The organism is Streptomyces asiaticus (assembly GCF_018138715.1).
Taxonomy (GTDB): domain Bacteria; phylum Actinomycetota; class Actinomycetes; order Streptomycetales; family Streptomycetaceae; genus Streptomyces; species Streptomyces asiaticus.
In genome coordinates this window covers 1,029,236-1,048,391 of record NZ_JAGSHX010000006.1, presented here as the reverse complement: position 1 = coordinate 1,048,391, position 19,156 = coordinate 1,029,236, and the positions used below count along the sequence as shown (strand labels likewise).

1 protein-coding gene and 2 pseudogenes (1 of these 3 only partly in view) are annotated in these 19,156 nt (G+C 72.3%); all 3 read left to right on the top strand.

From position 1 onward, the window contains the following. Nucleotides 1-12: 12 nt before the first annotated feature. Nucleotides 13-4,383, top strand: a pseudogene (locus KHP12_RS50940) (amino acid adenylation domain-containing protein); the annotation flags it as partial. Continuing rightward, nucleotides 4,384-10,862, top strand: a pseudogene (locus KHP12_RS11995) (amino acid adenylation domain-containing protein). Beyond that, nucleotides 10,859-19,156, top strand: partial view of a non-ribosomal peptide synthase/polyketide synthase gene (locus KHP12_RS11990; RefSeq protein WP_211832932.1) — the beginning only. It continues 12,360 nt past the right edge of the window; only the first 8,298 of its 20,658 coding nucleotides appear in the window; its start codon is at nt 10,859-10,861; its stop codon lies off the right edge, out of view. The pseudogene KHP12_RS11995 and the gene KHP12_RS11990 overlap by 4 nt, the downstream one beginning before the upstream one ends.

The following is a 19,156-nucleotide window of genomic DNA, read 5'->3' as shown; positions in this document are numbered from 1 at the left end:
AGGGAGACATCCATGCATGGCACGACCGAATCCTGGCGACCGCTGGGCGAGTTGTTCGACGCCCAGGTGGCCGAGTCGCCGGACGCGGTGGCGGTGATCGGCGCGGACGGTCTGGAGTGGTCGTACGCGGAGCTGGGGGCGCGGGCGGACCGAGTCGCCGGGGCGCTGGCCGCGCACGGGGTCCGGCGCGGTGACCTCGTGGCGGTGGTGCTGGACCGGTCCGCCGAACTGGTGGCGGTGTGGCTGGGGGTGGCGAAGGCCGGGGCGGGGTTCGTCCCGGTCGATCCGGCGTATCCGGCCGAGCGGATCGGATGGATGGTCGAGGACGCCGGGCCGGTGCTCGCGGTGTGCTCGGAGGAGACGCGGGCCTTGGTGCCGGCCGGGGTGGAGTGCCTGGTCTGGGATCCGGCCGCGGAGGGTGAATCGGCGCCCCCGGTGTCCGTGGATGCCGATGATGTGGCGTATGTGATCTACACGTCGGGCTCGACCGGCCGTCCCAAGGGCGTGCTCGTGACGCATCGTGGCATCGGCAACCTGGCGGCCGCGCAGATCGAGCGGTTCGCGGTGGGCGCCGATGCGCGGGTGCTGCAACTGGCGTCGTTGAGCTTCGACGCCGCGGTGTCCGAGATCTGCATGGCGTTGCTTTCGGGTGCCGCGTTGGTGATGGCGGGTGCGGACAGGTTGCCGCCGCAAGGGTCGTTGAGCGGGACGGTGGCGGAATACGGCGTCACGCACGCGACCGTCCCCCCGTCGGTGCTGGCGACGGTGGAGGAGCTGCCGGAGAGCCTGCGGACGCTGGTGGTGGCGGGTGAGGTGTGCCCGCCGGCGCTGGTGGCGCGGTGGGCGCCGGGCCGTCGGATGATCAATGCGTACGGCCCGACCGAGGTCACCGTGTGCGCCACGATGAGCGCGCCTCTGGAGCCGTTCGGACCGGTGCCGATCGGCGGGCCCATCGCCAACACACGGGTGTTTGTGCTGGACGAGCGCCTGCGGCCGGTGCCCGAGGGCGTGCTGGGCGAGTTGTACGTCGCGGGGCCGGGGCTCGCACGGGGCTATCTGCGCCGCCCGGGGCTGACGGCGGAACGGTTCGTGGCCTGCCCGTTCGCGGACGGGCGGATGTATCGCACGGGCGACCTCGCCCGGCGGACGGCCGACGGTGAGCTGGTCTTCGGTGGCCGGGCCGATGAGCAGGTCAAGGTGCGGGGTTTCCGGGTGGAGCCGGGGGAGATCGAGGCCGTTCTCGCCGGGCACCGGAGTGTCGGCCACGTCGCCGTGGTCGTACGGGAGGACCGCCCCGGGGACCGGCGGCTCGTCGCCTACGTCGTCCCTGACGAGGATGTGGACACCGGCGGGCTGCGGGAGTACGTGGCCGAGCGGCTGCCGGAGTACATGGTGCCCACCGCGGTCGTCGCGCTGGGCGCGCTCCCGGTCACGGTGAACGGCAAGCTGGACCGCGCCGCCCTCCCCGCCCCCGACTTCACCGACGCCGCCGAGGGCCGTGGTCCGCGGACGCCCACCGAAGAGGTGCTGTGCCGGCTCTATGGCGAGATCCTCGGCCTGGAGCGGGTCAGCGCGGAGGCATCCTTCTTCGAGCTCGGCGGCGATTCGATTCTGACCATGCTGCTGGTGTCGGTGGCCCGGCGCGCCGGGCTGGTGATCGCCCCGTACCAGGTGTTCGAGCTCGCCACCCCGGCCCGCCTCGCCGACATCGCCGAACCGCTGGACGAGAGCGCCGCGACAGGTGACCGGGCGCGGGGCGCCGGACATCTGCCGCTCTCCCCGGCCATGCACGAACTGCTGGACCACGAAGGACTTCAGGGGCCCGCGAGACCCGAGAGGGCCGCGGGATTCCGGTCGGCCGTGCTGGACGTCCCGGCCGGGCTCGACCTGGACGACATCGCCCGTGCGCTACAGGCCGTCGTCGATCGCCACGACATGCTGCGGGCCCGGCTGGAGACCACGCCGGAGCGGCGGCTGACCGTACCCCCGGCGGGCTCGGTGTCCGTCCGCCCGTGGACGCGGCGGGTGGCGACGGCAGGCATGGACGCCGATCGGCTCCAGCAGCTGCTCGCCGCCGAGTCGGCCGAGGCCGGGCGGCGGCTGGACCGGCGGGCCGGGGTGATGGCCCGTGCCGTGTGGTGCGACAGCGGGCCGGACGCGCCCGGGCGGCTGCTCGTCGTAGCGGACCGGCTGGTGGTCGACGCGATGTCCTGGGGGATCGTGCTGGAGGACATGGCCGCCGCGATCGCGGGGCGGGAGATCGCGTCGGTGCCGACGTCGTTCCGTCACTGGACACGGGCATTGGCCACGCAGGCCGACAGCGCCCAACGGCGTGCGGAGTTGCCCGCCTGGACCGAACTCCTCGCCGCCGGCGACCCGTTGCTCACCACCCGGCCCGCCGACCCGGCCCGCGATGCGAACGCTCCGGTGCGGTGCGCCTCCGTACGCATCCCGGCCGACACCACGGCGGCGGTGCTGACCGCCCTGCCGGACGCGTTCCACACCGGCGCCGAGACCGTCCTGCTGACCGGGCTGACCGTGGCCCTCGCCGCCTGGCGCGACGGCCAGGACCGGGCCGGTGGCTTCCTCGTGGACATGGCGGTGCCGGACCACGGACGTGCCGCCCTGGGCAGTGGCGCCGATCTCTCCCGCACCGTGGGTTCGTTCGCCCACAGGCACCCCGTACGGCTCGACACCGGGGCCCTCGACCTCGCGGAGATCCGCCTCGGCGGGCCTGCCGCGGGCCGGGCCATGAAGCAGATCAAGGAGCGGCTGCGGGTCGTCCCCGGCGATGGACTCGGCTACGGCCTGCTGCGCCACCTCAACCCCGACACCGCCGCCACGCTCGCCGCCCTGCCCACCCCGCAGCTCGGCTTCACCGCCCCGGGCGACGACGACCGGCCGCCCACCCACCCGCTCGAAGCGGCGGCCGGTCTCGAGGGAACCGAACTGGTCCTCAGCCTGGACTGGCCGGAGCCCCTCCTCACCGCACCGGCCGCCCGACGCCTGCTCGAAGCGTGGGCGGAGACGCTGTCCGGCCTCGCCGCACACACCGGCGGTGGCCATACGCCATCCGACTTCCCGCTGATGGCACTCGACCAGGACCAGATCGAGGAGCTCGAGGCCGAGGTGGCGGGCGGCGTAGTCGATGTACTGCCGCTGTCACCCCTCCAGGAGGGCCTGCTCTTCCACGCGATGTTCGATGAGCGGGAGCGGGACATCTATGTCGAACAGAAGGTCCTGGAGATCGAAGGGCCCCTGGACGCCGGGAAGTTGCGCGCCACCTGGCAGGCGCTCGTCGAACGGCACGGCAGTCTGCGCACCGGCTTCCGCCGCCTGGTCGGCGTGGACGAACCCGTCCAGGTGATCGTCCGCCACGTCACCCTGCCCTGGCGCGAGGTGGACCTGTCGCACCTCGGCGCCGAGGCGGCGCGGCACCGGGCGGACCGTCTGGAAAGCGCGGAACGGGCCCGCCGCTTCGACCTCACCGCCCCGCCCCTGGCACGAATCCTGCTGGTGAAGACCGGCCGCGACCGCCACCGCATGGTCGTGACCCTGCACCACATCGTGCTCGACGGCTGGTCGCTGCGGATCCTCATCCGCGAGCTGTGGGCCGCTTGCGCCCCCGGCGGCGACATCCGCGCACTGGCGCCGACCACGCCCTACGGCGAGTATCTGGCCTGGCTGCGCCGCCAGAACCGGGACGCGGCGCGTGCCGCCTGGCAGCGGGCGCTGGATGGCGTGTCCGGGCCGACGACGGTCGCCGCGCTCGATCCGAACGCCGAACCCGTCCTCACCCGCAAGGTCCTCGCCGAGACCGGCGACCATCTGGCCGGTGCGCTGCGAGAGCTCGCCCGAGGCCACGGCGTCACGCTGAACACCGTGCTCCAGGTGGCCTGGGCCCAGATCGTCGGCAAGCTCACCGGCCGCAGCGATGTGGTGTTCGGCGCCGCGGTGGCCGGCCGCCCGCCGGAGCTGGCGGGGATGGCGGACATGCTGGGGCTCTTCATCAACACCATCCCCGTACGGGTCCGGCTGCGCCCAGCAGACTCCATCGCCCGCCTGCTCGGCGCGGTGCAGGCCCAGCAGTCGGCGCTGCTCGACCACCAGCACCTCGGCCTCAAGGAGATCCAGCGCCTGGCCGGACCTGGCGCCACCTTCGACACCCTGATGGCCTTCGAGAACTTCCACGCGGGCGAGACCGGACCGGCCGCCCCGCTGCGACTGACGGACAGCACGACCCGGATGGCCACCACTTTCCCGCTGACGCTGGGGGTGGACCCGGCGGACGAGCTGAAGTTCTGGCTGGACTACCGCCCGGACGCGTTCGACGAGCACGCCGCCCGGGGCGTGGTACGGCGGCTGGTGCGGGTGCTGGAGCAGATGGCGGCGGATCCGGCGGCTCGGGTGAGCGAGATCGAGGTGCTGGGGTGCGGTGAGCGGGCGCGGGTGGTGGAGGGGTGGAACGCGACTGACCGGGTTGTGCCGGTGGGGCCGTTGGGTGAGTTGTTCGATGCGCGGGTGGCCGTTTCGCCGGGTGCGGTGGCGGTGGTGGGTGCGGGTGGTGAGGAGTGGTCGTACGCGGAGTTGGGGGGTCGGTCGGATCGGGTGGCGGGGGTGTTGGCTGCGCGGGGTGTGGGGTGCGGTGATCTGGTGGGTGTGGTGTTGGAGCGGTCGGTGGATGTGGTGGCGGTGTTGTTGGGGGTGGTGAAGGCGGGGCGGGGTTTGTGCCGGTGGATCCGGCGTATCCGGTGGAGCGGATTGGGTGGATGGTCGAGGATGCCGGGCCGGTGTTGGTGGTGTGCTCGGAGGGGACTCGGGGGTTGGTTCCGGTCGGGGTGGAGTGCTTGGTGTGGGATCCGTCTGAGGTGGTGGCGGAGTCTGTGCCTGCGGTTTCGGTGGGTGTCGATGATGTGGCGTATGTGATCTATACGTCGGGGTCGACGGGGCGGCCGAAGGGTGTGGCGGTGACGCATCGTGGCCTGGGGAATTTGGCGGTTGCGCAGATCGAGCGGTTTGCGGTGGGTGCTGATGCGCGGGTGTTGCAGTTGGCGTCGTTGAGCTTTGACGCCGCGGTGTCGGAGATGTGTATGGCGTTGCTTTCGGGTGGCGCGTTGGTGATGGCGGGTGCGGACAGGTTGCCGCCGAAGCGGTCGTTGAGTGAGGCGGTGGCGGAGTTCGGTGTGACGCATGTGACGGTGCCGCCGTCGGTGCTGGCGACGGTGGAGGAGCTGCCGGGGAGTTTGCGGACGTTGGTGGTGGCGGGTGAGGTGTGTCCGCCGGGGCTGGTGGAGCGGTGGGCACCGGGCCGTCGGATGGTCAATGCGTACGGGCCGACCGAGGTCACGGTCTGCGCGACGATGAGTGGGCCTCTGGAGCCGTCCGGGCCGGTGCCGATCGGCCGTCCGATCGCCAATACGCGGGTGTTCGTGCTGGACGAGTTTCTGCGACCCGTGCCCGAAGGCGTGGCGGGTGAGCTGTATGTCGCGGGGCCGGGGCTCGCGCGGGGTTACCTCGGCCGCCCCGGGCTGACGGCGGAGCGCTTCGTGGCGTGTCCGTTCACGGGCGGGCGGATGTATCGCACCGGCGACCTCGCCACATGGACGGCCGATGGTGAGCTGGTCTTCGGTGGGCGCGCTGATGACCAGGTCAAAGTGCGTGGTTTCCGGGTGGAGCCGGGTGAGATCGAGGCGGTTCTCGCCGGGCATCGGAGTGTCGGGCAGGTCGCCGTGGTCGTACGGGAGGACCGCCCCGGTGACAAGCGGCTCGTGGCGTACGTGGTCCCCGACGGGGATGTGGATACTGCGGGGTTGCGGGAGTACGTGGCCGAGCGGCTGCCGGACCACATGGTCCCCGCCGCGGTCGTCGCCCTGGACGCCCTGCCGGTCACCGTCAACGGCAAGCTGGACCGCGCCGCCCTCCCCGCCCCCGACTTCTCCGACGCCGGCGGGCGCGGTCCCGCCACGCCGACCGAGGAGATCCTCTGTGGCCTGTACCGCGAGGTTCTCGGCCTTGAACGAGTGGGCGCCGAGGTGTCGTTCTTCACCATCGGTGGCGACTCGATCCTCGCGATGAAGCTCATCGCCCGGATCGGCGCCGTCCTCGACACCGAGCTCAACATCGGCGAGCTGTTCGCCGCTCCCACGGTGGCCGGAGTCGCCCGCCTCGTCGCGGCGGCTGGAGGTACGGCCGCCCGGCCCCCGCTGACGCCGCGGCCGAGGCCGGAGGCGCTGCCGCTCTCGTACGCCCAGCGGCGCATGTGGTTCCTCAACCGGCTCGAGGAGACCAACCCGGGGGCCGGAGCGGTCTACAACCTGCCGCTGGCCCTTCGGCTGACCGGAGAGGTGGATGTCACCGCGCTGGAGGCCGCGCTGGGCGATGTGGCCGACCGGCACGAGAGCCTGCGCACGTTGTTTCCTGAGACCGATGGCGAGCCGCGCCAGCGGGTGCTGGAGGGCGAGGCGGGCCGACCGCGACTCGTTGTCGTGGAGACCAGCGAGGAACTCCTCGCGGCCGAACTCGGGTTGCACGCCGACCGTGGGTTTGATGTGACCGTCGATCTGCCGTGGCGGGCACGGCTGTTGAAGACGGGACCATCGGACTACGTGCTGCTGATCGTCGCGCATCACATCGCCGTCGACGGCTGGTCGATGGGTGTGCTGGCGCGGGACCTGGGGGCGGCGTATGCGGCTCGGCGGGCGGGCGGCGCGCCCGGGTGGGAGCCGCTGCCGGTGCAGTACGCGGACTACGCGCTGTGGCAGCGCGAGGTGCTGGGCGATCCCGAGGACCCGGACAGCGTGATCAGCGGCCAGCTCGGCTACTGGCGTGAGGCGCTGGCCGGTGCGCCCCAGGAGCTCGCGCTGCCGACCGACCGGCCCCGTCCTGCGATGTCGTCGTTCCGGGGTGGCGAAGTGCCGATCCAGATCGGCGCGGAAACCCACGCCCGGCTGCTGGACGTGGCCCGCCGTGGTCGCGCCACCATGTTCATGGTGGTGCACGCCGCCCTCTCCGTGCTGCTCAGCCGGGTGGGTGCGGGCGACGACATCACCATCGGCGTGCCGATCGCGGGCCGTGGCGACCCGGCGCTGGACGACCTGGCCGGGTTCTTCGTCAACACCCTGGTCGTCCGCGCCGATCTCAGCGCGAACCCGTCCTTCACGGAGCTGCTGGCCCAGGTGCGGGAGACCGATCTGGCCGCGTACGCGCATCAGGACGTGCCGTTCGAGCGACTGGTCGAGGACCTGAACCCGTCACGCTCGCTCTCCCACAACCCGCTGTTCCAGGTCCTGCTGGCCCTCCAGAGCCTACCGGCGCCGCAATGGGGCCTGCCGGGGCTGCGGGTTCGACGGATACCGGCGGCCGCCCAGGTCCCGGCCCGCTTCGATCTGTCGCTGGACCTGGCCGAGCACCGTGATGGTGTGGGGGCGCCGGCGGGGTTGGGTGGGGCGTTGTTGTTTGCGGTGGATTTGTTTGATGTGGGTACGGCGCGGGGGTTGGTGGAGCGGTTGGTGCGGGTGTTGGAGGCGGTGGCGGCTGATCCGGGGGTGCGGGTCAGTGAGATTGATGTGGTGGGGGAGGTGGAGCGGGCTCGGGTGGTGGCGGAGTGGAATGCCACGGAGGCTGCGCTGCACGGTGGTTCGATCGTGGAGCGCATCGAGGCGCGGGTTGTGGCGGCGCCGGATGGGGTGGCGGTGCGGTGTGGTGGTGAGGCGTTGTCGTATGGGGAGTTGGATCGGCGGGCGAATCGGTTGGCGTGGTTGTTGGCCGGTGCTGGTGTTGGTCGGGAGTCGCGGGTTGCGTTGTGTTTGGCGCGGTCGGTGGACATGGTGGTGGCGGAGTTGGCGGTGTGGAAGGCCGGTGGGGCGTTCGTTCCGCTGGATCCGGAGTATCCGGCCGACCGGTTGGGCTTTGTGATCGCGGACAGCGGGGCCGGAGTGGTTCTCGGTACGTCGGAGAGCTTGGCCGAGGTGCCGGTCGGTGGTGCCCGTGTTGTGCGTCTGGAGGAGGCGGACGGCTTCTCCGCCGAGCCGCTGGGGACGGTCGTCGTTCCGGATCAGTTGGCGTATGTGATCTATACGTCGGGTTCGACGGGGCGGCCGAAGGGTGTGGCTGTCGCGCATGGTGGTGTGGCGAATCTGGCTGAGGCGATGCGTCCGGTGTTGGGGATGGACGCGGGTGTGGTGGCGTTGCAGTTCGCGTCGTTCAGCTTCGACGCCGCCGTCCTCGATGTGGTGGTCACCCTCGCTGCTGGCGGGACGTTGGCGGTGGCGAGTGCGGAGGAGCGTAGGGATCCGCAGGCGTTGGCGGAGATGATCGGCCGGTGTGGGGTGCGGGTGGCGAGCGTGGTGCCGTCGCTGCTCGGGGTGCTGGACCCGGACAACGTCCAGGGTGTGCGGAACTGGGTTCTGGGCGCGGAGCGACTGAGTGCGGAGCTGGCTGGTCGGTGGTCGGCGGGTGCGCGGGTGTGGAACACCTACGGGCCGACCGAGGCCACCGTCATCACCACCGCCACCGCCATGCCCCTCGATCCCGGACTGGGTACGGCACCGCCAATAGGCCGCCCTCTGCCTAACAGCAAGGTGTTCGTGCTGGACACGTTCCTCAAGCCGGTGCCTGTGGGCGTGACGGGCGAGGTGTACATCGCCGGTGCGGGCCTGGCCCGGGGCTATATCGGTCGGCCGGATCTGTCCGCCGAGCGGTTCGTGGCCTGCCCGTTCGCCGCCCCGGGTGACCGGATGTATCGCAGTGGCGACCTGGCGAAGTGGACCGCCGATGGTGATCTGGTCTTCGCGGGTCGCGTGGATGAGCAGGTCAAGGTGCGTGGTTTCCGGGTCGAGCCGGGTGAGATCGAGGCGGTGGTGGCCGCCTGTGAGGGCGTGGGCCAGGTCGCGGTGGTGGTACGTGGCGACGGGCCGGGGGACAAGCGGCTGGTCGCGTACGTGGTCCCCAACGGGGAGCTGGACGTGGCGGCCGTACGGGAGTTCGCGGCGGACCGGTTGCCGGAGTACATGGTCCCGACCGTCATGGCGCTTGATGCGCTGCCCTTGACGGTCAACGGCAAGCTGGACCGTGCCGAGCTCCCCGCCCCCGACACCGCTGAGATGACGTCGGGCCGGGCCGCGGAGACGACGGCCGAAGAGATCCTCTGTGGGCTCTTCGCCGAGGTGCTTGGCCTTGATGAGGTCAGTGCCGATGCGTCGTTCTTCGAGCTCGGCGGTGACTCGATCATGTCGATGCTGCTGGTGTCGAGGGCGCGTAAGGCCGGTCTGGCCGTGAGCGCCCGGCAGGTGTTCGAGCGACGGACCCCGGCGGACCTGGCCGTGGTGGCCCGTGATGTGGCCACCGCCGATGGCCTGGCGGGGAGCGGCGATTCGGGCACCGGCGAGGTGCCATTGACCCCCGTCATGCATGAGCTGCTGGACCGGGCCGGAGCAGAACGCATAGCTGGGGTGTACCAGTCGACCGTGGTGGTGGCTCCGGCGGGGATGCGGCTGGAGACGCTGACCGGTGCCGTTCAGGCCCTGGTCGATCACCACGACATGTTACGGGCCCGACTGGACACCGAGCCCGAGCCCCGCATCCTCGTCCCGCCGACCGTGTCCGTGGCCCCGTGGGTGCACCGGATCGATGCGAGCGCGGCCGGGGGTGACCTCGAGCGCCTGATCGCCGAGCAGTCGCGGGCCGCCGCGGATCGGCTCGATCCGCGCGCGGGTGTGATGATGCAGGTGGTCTGGTTCGACCTCGGCCCGAGCGCCCCCGGACGGCTCCTGCTCACCGTCCACCACCTCGCCGTGGACACGCTCTCCCTCCGCGTCCTCATCCCGGACCTCGCCCAGGCGTACGCGGACCTGGCGGCCGGCCGTGAGGTCGTGCTGGAGCCGGTGCCCACCTCCTTCCGGCACTGGGCCCGGGCCCTGCGGACCGAAGCCACCGGTCCACCGCGGCTCGCCGAGCTCCCCGCCTGGACCCGACTGCTGCGCGGCTCCGACGCGCCACTCGGCGCCCGCCCCCTGGACCCGGCCCGCGACGTGGGCGCCACGCTGCGGCGGGTCTCCGTGACGGCCTCGGCCGAGCTCACCGCCACCCTGCTGACGGCGGTCCCGGCCGCCTTCCACGCCGGGATCGACGATGTGCTGCTCACCGCCCTCGCCTCCGCCGTCGCGGAGTGGCGGCGGCACCGCGGACAGAATGCGGAAGGCGGGGTCCTGGTGGACGTGGAAGGCCACGGTCGGACGTCCGGCGGTCTCGATCTGGCCCGTACGGTGGGCTGGTTCACCAGCACGTACCCCGTGCGGCTCGACCCCGCGACACAGGACTTCTCCGGGCTGCGCGGCGGCGGGCCGGTGGCGGGACGGGCCGTCAAGCACATCAAGGAACAGCTCCGCGCCGTCCCGGGCGATGGCCTCGGCCACGGTCTGCTCCGCCATCTCAACCCCGAGACCGCGCCCGCGCTCGCCGCGCTGCCCACCGCCCAGATCGGCTTCACCTACGTGGGCCGCTTCGCCGACGGGACACCGGACCAGACGGCCGCCGCCTGGTCCGCCGCCCCCGAAGGCGGTCTCGGCGGTGGAGTGGGCGACGAGGTCCCGCTGGCCCATGCCCTGGAGGCCGTCGGCCTGGTCCGTGACCTGCCGGACGGCCCGCTGCTCACGCTGACACTCGCCTGGCCCCAGCACCTCCACCACCCCGACGACATGCGGCGACTCGCCGATGGCTGGCTGGCGATGCTCACCGGCCTCGCCACCCACACCACCGGTTCCGGCGGCGGCCACACACCGTCGGACTTCTCACTCATCACGCTCGACCAGAGCCAGATCGACGCGCTCGAAGCGGAACTCGCGGACAAGGGGGGAGCACGATGACTCAGATGCGAGTCCAGGACGTCTGGCCGCTGTCGCCGTTGCAGGAGGGCCTGCTCTTCCACGCGGTGTACGACGGGCGGGGCATTGACGTCTATGTCGAGCAACTCGTGCTGGACCTGGAGGGCAGGCTGGACCCCGCGGTGCTGCGGGCGTCCTGGCAGGCGCTGCTCGACCGGCACGAGAGCCTGCGCGCGGGCTTTCGGCAGCTGGCCGGGGTGGCGCAGCCGGTGCAGGTCATCGCCCGGGGCGTGGAGCTGCCGTGGCGTGAGGAAGACCTGTCCGGGCTGGATGCGGATACGGCCCGTGCGGAGTCGGAGCGGTTGGGGATCGAGGAGCGGGAGCGGCGTTTCGATCTGGCGGTGCCGCCGTTGCTGAAGGTGTTGTTGGTCAAGGTCGGGCCGGATGTGTACCGGATGATGGTCACGCTGCATCACATCCTGCTGGATGGCTGGTCGCTGCCGGTGCTGATGCGGGAGTTGTGGACGTGTTACGAGGCCGGGGGCAGCGCCGGTGGCCTCCCGCCCGTCACCCCGTACCGTGACTACCTCGCCTGGCTCGCCCGCCAGGACAAGGAAGCCGCGCGAGACGCATGGCGGCGGGAGCTGACGGGCGCGGACGAGCCGACACTGGTGGCACCGGGCGGACAGTCCACTGCCCCGGTCGCCTCCGGCAAGGCGGCCACCGACGCCGGAGCGGAACTCGCCGGCCAACTGCGCGACCTCGCCCGCCGCAACGGCCTGACCCTGAACACCGTGATCCAGGCCGCCTGGGCCGTGGTGCTCGGTCGGCTCACCGGCCGCCGCGATGTGGTGTTCGGCGCGACGGTGGCGGGGCGCCCCGCCGACCTCCCCGGCATGGAGAGCATGCTGGGGCTCTTCATCAACACACTGCCCGTACGGGTGCGCTTGGACCCGGCGCGTACGGTCGCCGAGCTGCTGGCGGAGGTACAGGAACGGCAGTCGGCGCTGCTGGACCACCAGCATCTGAGCCTCACCGAGATCCAGCGGCAGACCGGGTCCGGCGCGACCTTCGACACCATCATGGCGTTCGAGAACCACCCCATCGGAGGGCAGGACGCCACGGCGGCGGCCGCTGGGTTGCGGATCACCGGCACGGCGATGCGCGAGTCCACCAACTTCCCGCTGTCGCTGGGCGTCCACCCGACGGAGGAGCTGCGGCTGCGGCTGGACTACCGCCCGGACCTGTTCGACCCCGAGGCGGCCCAGGGACTTCTGGACCGCCTGGTGCGGGTGCTGGGGCAGATGGCGGCCGATCCGGAGACGTTGGTCGGTCGGCTGGATGTGCTGGGTGAGGCGGAGTGGTCGCGGGTGGTGGCGGAGTGGAATGCCACGGAGGCTGCGCTGCCCGGCGGTTCGATCGTGGAGCGCATCGAGGCGCGGGTTGCGGAGGCGCCGGATGGGGTGGCGGTGCGGTGCGGTGAAGAGGTCCTGCCGTACGGGGAGTTGGACCGACGGGCAAATCGCTTGGCGCGGCTTTTGAGTGAAGTCGGTGTTGGTCGGGAGTCGCGGGTTGCGTTGTGTTTGGCGCGGTCGGTGGACATGGTGGTGGCGGAGTTGGCGGTGTGGAAGGCCGGTGGGGCGTTCGTTCCGCTGGATCCGGAGTATCCGGCCGATCGGCTGGGTTTCGTGATCGCGGACAGTGGCGCCGAAGTCGTCCTCGGTACGGCCGACTGCCTCACCGACGTCCCCCTCGGTGATGCCCGCGCGGTCCTCCTCGAGGGTGCGGATGCCTTCTCGGCGGAGCCGCTGGGGACAGTCATCGTTCCGGATCAGTTGGCGTATGTGATGTATACGTCGGGTTCGACGGGGCGGCCGAAGGGTGTGGCTGTCGCGCATGGTGGTGTGGCGAATCTGGCCGAGGCGATGCGTCCGGTGCTGGGGATGGACGCGGGCGTAGTGGCGTTGCAGTTCGCGTCGTTCAGCTTTGACGCCTCCGTCCTCGACGTCGCCGTCACCCTCGCCGCCGGTGGCACCCTCGCCGTCGCCACCACCGCCGAGCGCAACGACCTGCGGGCGTTGGCGGAGATGATCGGCCGGTGTGGGGTGCGGGTGGCCAGTGTGGTGCCGTCGCTGTTGGGGGTGCTGGATCCGGATGCCGTGCCGGGTGTGGGCAATTGGGTGCTGGGTGCGGAGCGGTTGAGTGCGGAGCTGGCTGGTCGGTGGTCGGCGGGTGCGCGGGTGTGGAACACCTACGGGCCGACCGAGGCCACCGTCATCACCACCGCGACCGCCACTCCGCTGGACGCCGAGTTGGAGGAGGCCCCGCCGATTGGCCGCCCCCTCCCCAATGCCCGCGTCTATGTGCTCGACCAGTTCCTCAAGCCGGTGCCTGTGGGCGTGACGGGCGAGGTCTACATCGCCGGTGCGGGCCTGGCCCGGGGCTATATCGGTCGGCCGGATCTGTCCGCCGAGCGTTTCGTGGCCTGCCCCTTCGCCGCCCCGGGCGACCGGATGTATCGCAGCGGTGACCTGGCGAAGTGGACCGCAGATGGTGACCTCGTCTTCGCGGGTCGCGTCGATGAGCAGGTCAAGGTCCGTGGTTTCCGCGTCGAGCCCGGTGAGATCGAGGCCGTCCTCAGCGGCCACCCGGCCGTGGCCCAGGCCGCCGTGGTCATCCGCGAGGACCGCCCCGGGGACCGGCGCCTCGTCGCGTATGTGGTCCCCACCGGTGAGCTCGACCTGGCGGCTCTGCGCCGCCTCGCCGCCGACCGACTGCCCGAGTACATGATCCCGGCCATCGTGACCCTCGACGCGCTGCCGCTCACCGTCAACGGCAAGCTGGACCGCGCCGCCCTCCCGGCCCCCGACACCGCGGGCATCGCCGAGGGACGCGCGCCCGCCACCCCCACCGAGGAGATCCTCTGCGGGCTCTTCGCCGAGGTCCTCGGGCTGAACCAGGTGGGCGCCGACACCTCCTTCTTCGAGCTCGGCGGCGACTCCCTCCTCGCCATGCGGCTCATCGCCCGCATCCGTCCCGTCCTCGACAGCGAACTGCGCATCGCCGATCTGTTCGCCACCCCGACCGTCGCCGACACCGCCCGCCGGATCGACGCCGAGCACGGCGACGCACGGCCACCGCTGGAGCCACAGCCGCGCCCCCGGCACCCCGAGCAACTGCCGCTGTCGTACGGGCAGCAGCGGATGTGGTTCCTCAACCGGCTCGCGACCACCGGCGAAGACACAGAGGGCGCGGAGGGCGCGGAGGGCGCAGAGGTCGCCGGGGCCGCCGGGGTCGCCGGGGCGGCCGCGGGTGTCTACAACATGCCCCTCGCGCTACGCCTCTCCGGCCACCTCGACACCGGCGCGCTGGAAGCCGCCCTCGCCGACGTCGCCGACCGCCACGAGAGCCTGCGCACGGTGTTCCCGGAGACCGATGGCGTTCCGCGGCAGCGGGTGCTGGACGGCCCCGCGGCGCATCCGCCACTCGTGGTCGTCGACCTCCCCGCGGACCAGGTCGAGGCGGAGCTGAGCGCGCACGCCGGCCGCGGCTTCGAGCTCGGCACCGAACTGCCGTGGCGGGTACGGCTGTTGGCCACAGGACCCACCGAGTACGTGCTGCTCATCGTGGCCCACCACATCGCGGCCGACGGCTGGTCGATGGGTGTCCTCGCACGGGACCTCAGCACGGCCTACGCAGCACGTCGGCAGGGGCGGGCGCCGGTCTGGGAGCCGCTGCCGGTGCAGTACGCCGACTTCGCCCTCTGGCAGCGGCGGCTGCTGGGGGAGCGGGGCGACGCGGACAGCCTGCTGAGCGACCAGCTCGCCTACTGGCACGACGCTCTCGCCGACGCGCCGCAGGAGCTGGCGCTTCCGGCCGACCGGCCGCGCCCGGCGGTGTCGTCGTACGCGGGCGGCCTGGTTCCCGTACGGATCGACGCCTCCACCCACGCCCGCCTCGTCGGGCTCGCGCAGCGCGGCGGGGCCACGGTGTTCATGGTCGTGCACGCCGCGCTGGCGGCGCTCCTCGCCCGGATGGGCGCGGGCACGGACATTCCCATCGGCACGGCCACCGCGGGCCGTGGCGACGCCGCGCTGGACGGGCTGACCGGCTTCTTCGTCAACACGCTCGTGCTGCGCACCGACCTGAGCGGCGACCCCGCCTTCACCGAACTCCTGGCCCGGGTGCGGGAGACCGACCTGGGCGCGTACGCACACCAGGACGTGCCCTTCGAGCACCTCGTCGAGGACCTCGCGCCGTCGCGCTCGCTGGCCCGCAACCCGCTGTTCCAGGTCATGCTGTCGCTGCGGAACGTCCCGCCCGCGCAGTGGGACCTGCCCGGCCTCCAGGTCCGCCCCACCCCGCCCGGCTCCCTCGCCGCCCGCTTCGACCTCTCCGTCGACCTGTCCGAACACCGCGACGAGCACGGCAGCCCGGCCGGTATCGGCGGCGACATCTTCTACGCCACCGAGCTGTTCGACGAGGCCACCGTCCAGGCCCTGGCCGGGCGGCTGGCGGCGGTGCTGGAACAGATCGCCGCCGACCCCACCGTGCCCCTCAGCCGGCTGCGGATCCTCGACCCGGCCGAGCGGGCGACCGTCGTCCAGGACTGGAACGACACGGCCCGGAACGTGCCGGAGGGCACGCTGGCCGAGCTGTTCGAGGCACAGGTGCGGCGAACCCCCGATGCCCTGGCCGTCGTCGGGGCGGAGCGCGGCCTGACGTACGCAGAGCTGGAGGAGCGCGGCAACCGGCTGGCACACGAGCTGATCGCCCGTGGCATCGGCCCCGAGGACCTGGTCGGCGTGGCCATGGAGCGGTCCGTCGAGCTGATGGCCGTGCTGCTGGCCGTGGTCAAGGCGGGAGCGGGCTATCTGCCCATAGACCCCCGGTATCCGGCGCGGCGGGTCGCGTTCATGCTGGCCGACGCCCGGCCGAAGCTGGTGCTGTGCACGAGTGGGACCGAGGCCGTGCTGGGCGTCGGTGGGACCGAGGCCGCGATACGCAGCGACGGGACCCAGGCCGAGATACGCAGCGACGGGACCGAGGCCGTACTGAGCACTGGCGGGCCCGGGGCCACGCCACGCAGCGATGGCCCCGAGGACGTGCCGGACGCCGACACGCCGCCCCGCCTGGTCCTCGACGCCCCGGAAGTGACCGCCGCGCTGGCGACACGCCCGGCCACCGCCCCCGGGAACGCCGACCGCGTCCGGCCGCAGCGGCTGCCGCACCCCGCGTACGTCATCTACACCTCCGGCTCCACCGGCACCCCGAAGGGCGTCGTGGTCACCCACGGCGGAGTGGGCAGCCTGGCGGCAAGCCACATCTCCCGGTTCGGGTCCGGGCCCGGCGCGCGCGTCCTCCAGTTCGCCTCGCCCAGTTTCGACGCCGCGTTCGCCGAGTTCTGCACCGCCCTGCCCGCCGGGGCCACCCTCGTCATGGCGGACCAGGACATGCTGCCGCCGTACGGGTCGCTGGCCGACGTCGCCGCCGAGTTCGGCGTCACACATCTGACCGCGCCGCCGTCCGTGCTCGCCGCCGCCGACGAACTGCCCGCCACCGTGACCACCGTCGCGGCCGCGGGCGAGGTGTGCCCGCCCGCGCTGGTGGCACGGCTGGCGCCGGGGCGGCGGATGCTGAACGCGTACGGCCCCACCGAGGCCACCGTCTGCGTCACCCTGAGCGACCCGCTCACCCCGGCCGACGCCGACGCCCCCGTGCCGATCGGACGGCCGCTCGAGAACGGGCAGACGTATGTCCTGGACGAGTGCCTTCAGCCCGTCCCCGCAGGGGTCACGGGAGAGCTCTACCTCGCCGGCCCCGGCCTGGCCCGCGGCTATCTCGGCCGCTCTGCGCTGACCGCCGAGCGCTTCGTGGCCTGCCCGTTCGCCGCCGCCGACGAACCCGGCGCCCCCGGCGGGCGGATGTACCGCACCGGGGACCTGGCCCACTGGACTCCCGACGGCCAACTCGTCGTCGTCGGACGGGCCGACACTCAGATCAAGATCCGCGGTTTCCGGGTGGAACCCGGCGAGATCGAGGCCGTCCTCGCCACCCACCCCGCCGTCCGCCGGTCCGCCGTCGTGGTCCGCGAGGACCGCCCCGGGGACCGCCGCCTCGTCGCCTACGTCGTCCCCGGCGAGGACGCGGACACGGCCGGGCTACGGGAGTACGTGGCGGAACGGCTGCCCGACCATCTCGTCCCGGCCGCCGTGATGGCGCTCGACGCCCTCCCCGTCACGGTGAACGGCAAGCTCGACCGCGACGCCCTGCCCGCCCCCGACTACGCGGGCCTGACCGGCCGCCGCGCCCCCGCCACCCCCGTCGAAGAGGCGCTGTGCGGGCTGTTCGCCGACATCCTCGGCCTCGACCAGGTCGGCGTCGACGCGTCGTTCTTCGCGCTGGGTGGCGACTCGCTCCAGGCCATGCGGCTGATCGCCCGGATCCGCGCCGTCCTGGACACCGAGCTGAGCATCCGGCAGCTGTTCGCCGGGCCGACCGTCGCCGCGGTCGCCCGGCAGCTCACCAGTGGGGGCGGTGTGCGGCTCCCGCTCACCCCGCAGCCCCGGCCGGAGGTCGTACCGCTGTCGTTCGGGCAGCGGCGGATGTGGTTCGTCAACCAGATGGAGGAGGCCCAACAGGGCGGCGAAGCCGCGTACAACCTGCCACTGCGCTACCGCGTCTCCGGCGACCTCGACCTGCCGGCGCTCGAAGCCGCCCTTGGCGACCTCGCCGACCGGCACGAGAGCCTGCGCACGATCTACCCCGAAACGGACGGCGTGCCGCGCCAGCACATCCTCGAACCCTCGGCCGGGCGCCCGCGCATGGTCGTCCTCGACACCTCCGCCGACCGGGTCGAGCAGGTGCTCGCCGAGCAGACCGAGCAGCGCTTCGACCTCAGCGCCGACCTCCCGTGGCGGATCCGGCTGCTGAGGACCGGCCCCGCAGAGTACGTCCTGCTGATCGTCGCACACCACATCGCGGTGGACGGCTGGACGATGGATCTGCTGCTCAGGGACCTGGAAGTGGCGTACGCCGCCCGTCGGGAGGGCCGGGCGCCGGTGTGGGAGCCGCTGCCGGTGCAGTACGCCGACTACGCGCTCTGGCAGCGCCGTCTCCTCGGCGACCTGGACACCCCCGACAGCCTGCTCAGCGCCCAACTGGACCACTGGCGGCGGGCCCTGGCCGACGCGCCCCAGGAGCTGACACTTCCGGCCGACCGCCCCCGGCCCGCCGTGTCCTCACACCGTGGCGGGGCGGCCGGGGTACGGATCGACGTGCCCACCCATGCCCGGCTCGTGGAGCTCGCGCGACGCGGCGACGCCACGATGTTCATGGTCGTGCACGCCGCGCTGGCGCTGCTGCTGTCGCGGATGGGTGCGGGGAAGGACCTTCCGATCGGCACGGCGGTCGCGGGGCGTGGCGACGCGGCACTGGACGGGCTGGCCGGTTTCTTCGTCAACACGCTGGTCCTGCGGACCGATGTGAGCGGTGACCCGACCTTCGCGGAGCTGCTGTCCCGGGTGCGGGAGACCGACCTGGCCGCCTACGCACACCAGGACCTGCCCTTCGAACACCTCGTCGAGGAACTCAACCCCACCCGCTCACTGGCCCGGCACCCGCTGTTCCAGGTGATGCTCTCCGTGCAGACGATGCCACCGCAGGAGTGGGAGCTGCCGGGCGTCGAGGTGCGGTCGATGACACCCGGGGCCGCGGCGGCCCGGGTCGACCTGTCGTTGACCCTGGCCGAACACCGGGACGGCGAGGGCAACCCGGCGGGGATCGACGGCGATCTGCTGTATGCCACGGACCTCTTCGACGAGCCCACCGCGCACGCGCTGGCGGAGCGGTTGGTGCGGGTGCTGGAGCAGGTCGCCTCGGATCCGGCGGCTCGGGTGAGCCAGGTCGAGGTGCTGGGGTGCGGTGAGCGGGCGCGGGTGGTGGGGGAGTGGAACGCGACTGACCGGGTTGTGCCGGTGGGGCCGTTGGGTGAGTTGTTCGATGCGCGGGTGGCCGTTTCGCCGGGTGCGGTGGCGGTGGTGGGTGCGGGTGGTGAGGAGTGGTCGTACGCGGAGTTGGGGGGGCGGTCGGATCGGGTGGCGGGGGTGTTGGCTGCGCGGGGTGTGGGGTGCGGTGATCTGGTGGGTGTGGTGTTGGAGCGGTCGGTGGATGTGGTGGCGGTGTTGTTGGGGGTGGTGAAGGCGGGGGCGGGGTTTGTGCCGGTGGATCCGGCGTATCCGGTGGAGCGGATTGGGTGGATGGTCGAGGATGCCGGGCCGGTGTTGGTGGTGTGCTCGGAGGGGACTCGGGGGTTGGTTCCGGTCGGGGTGGAGTGC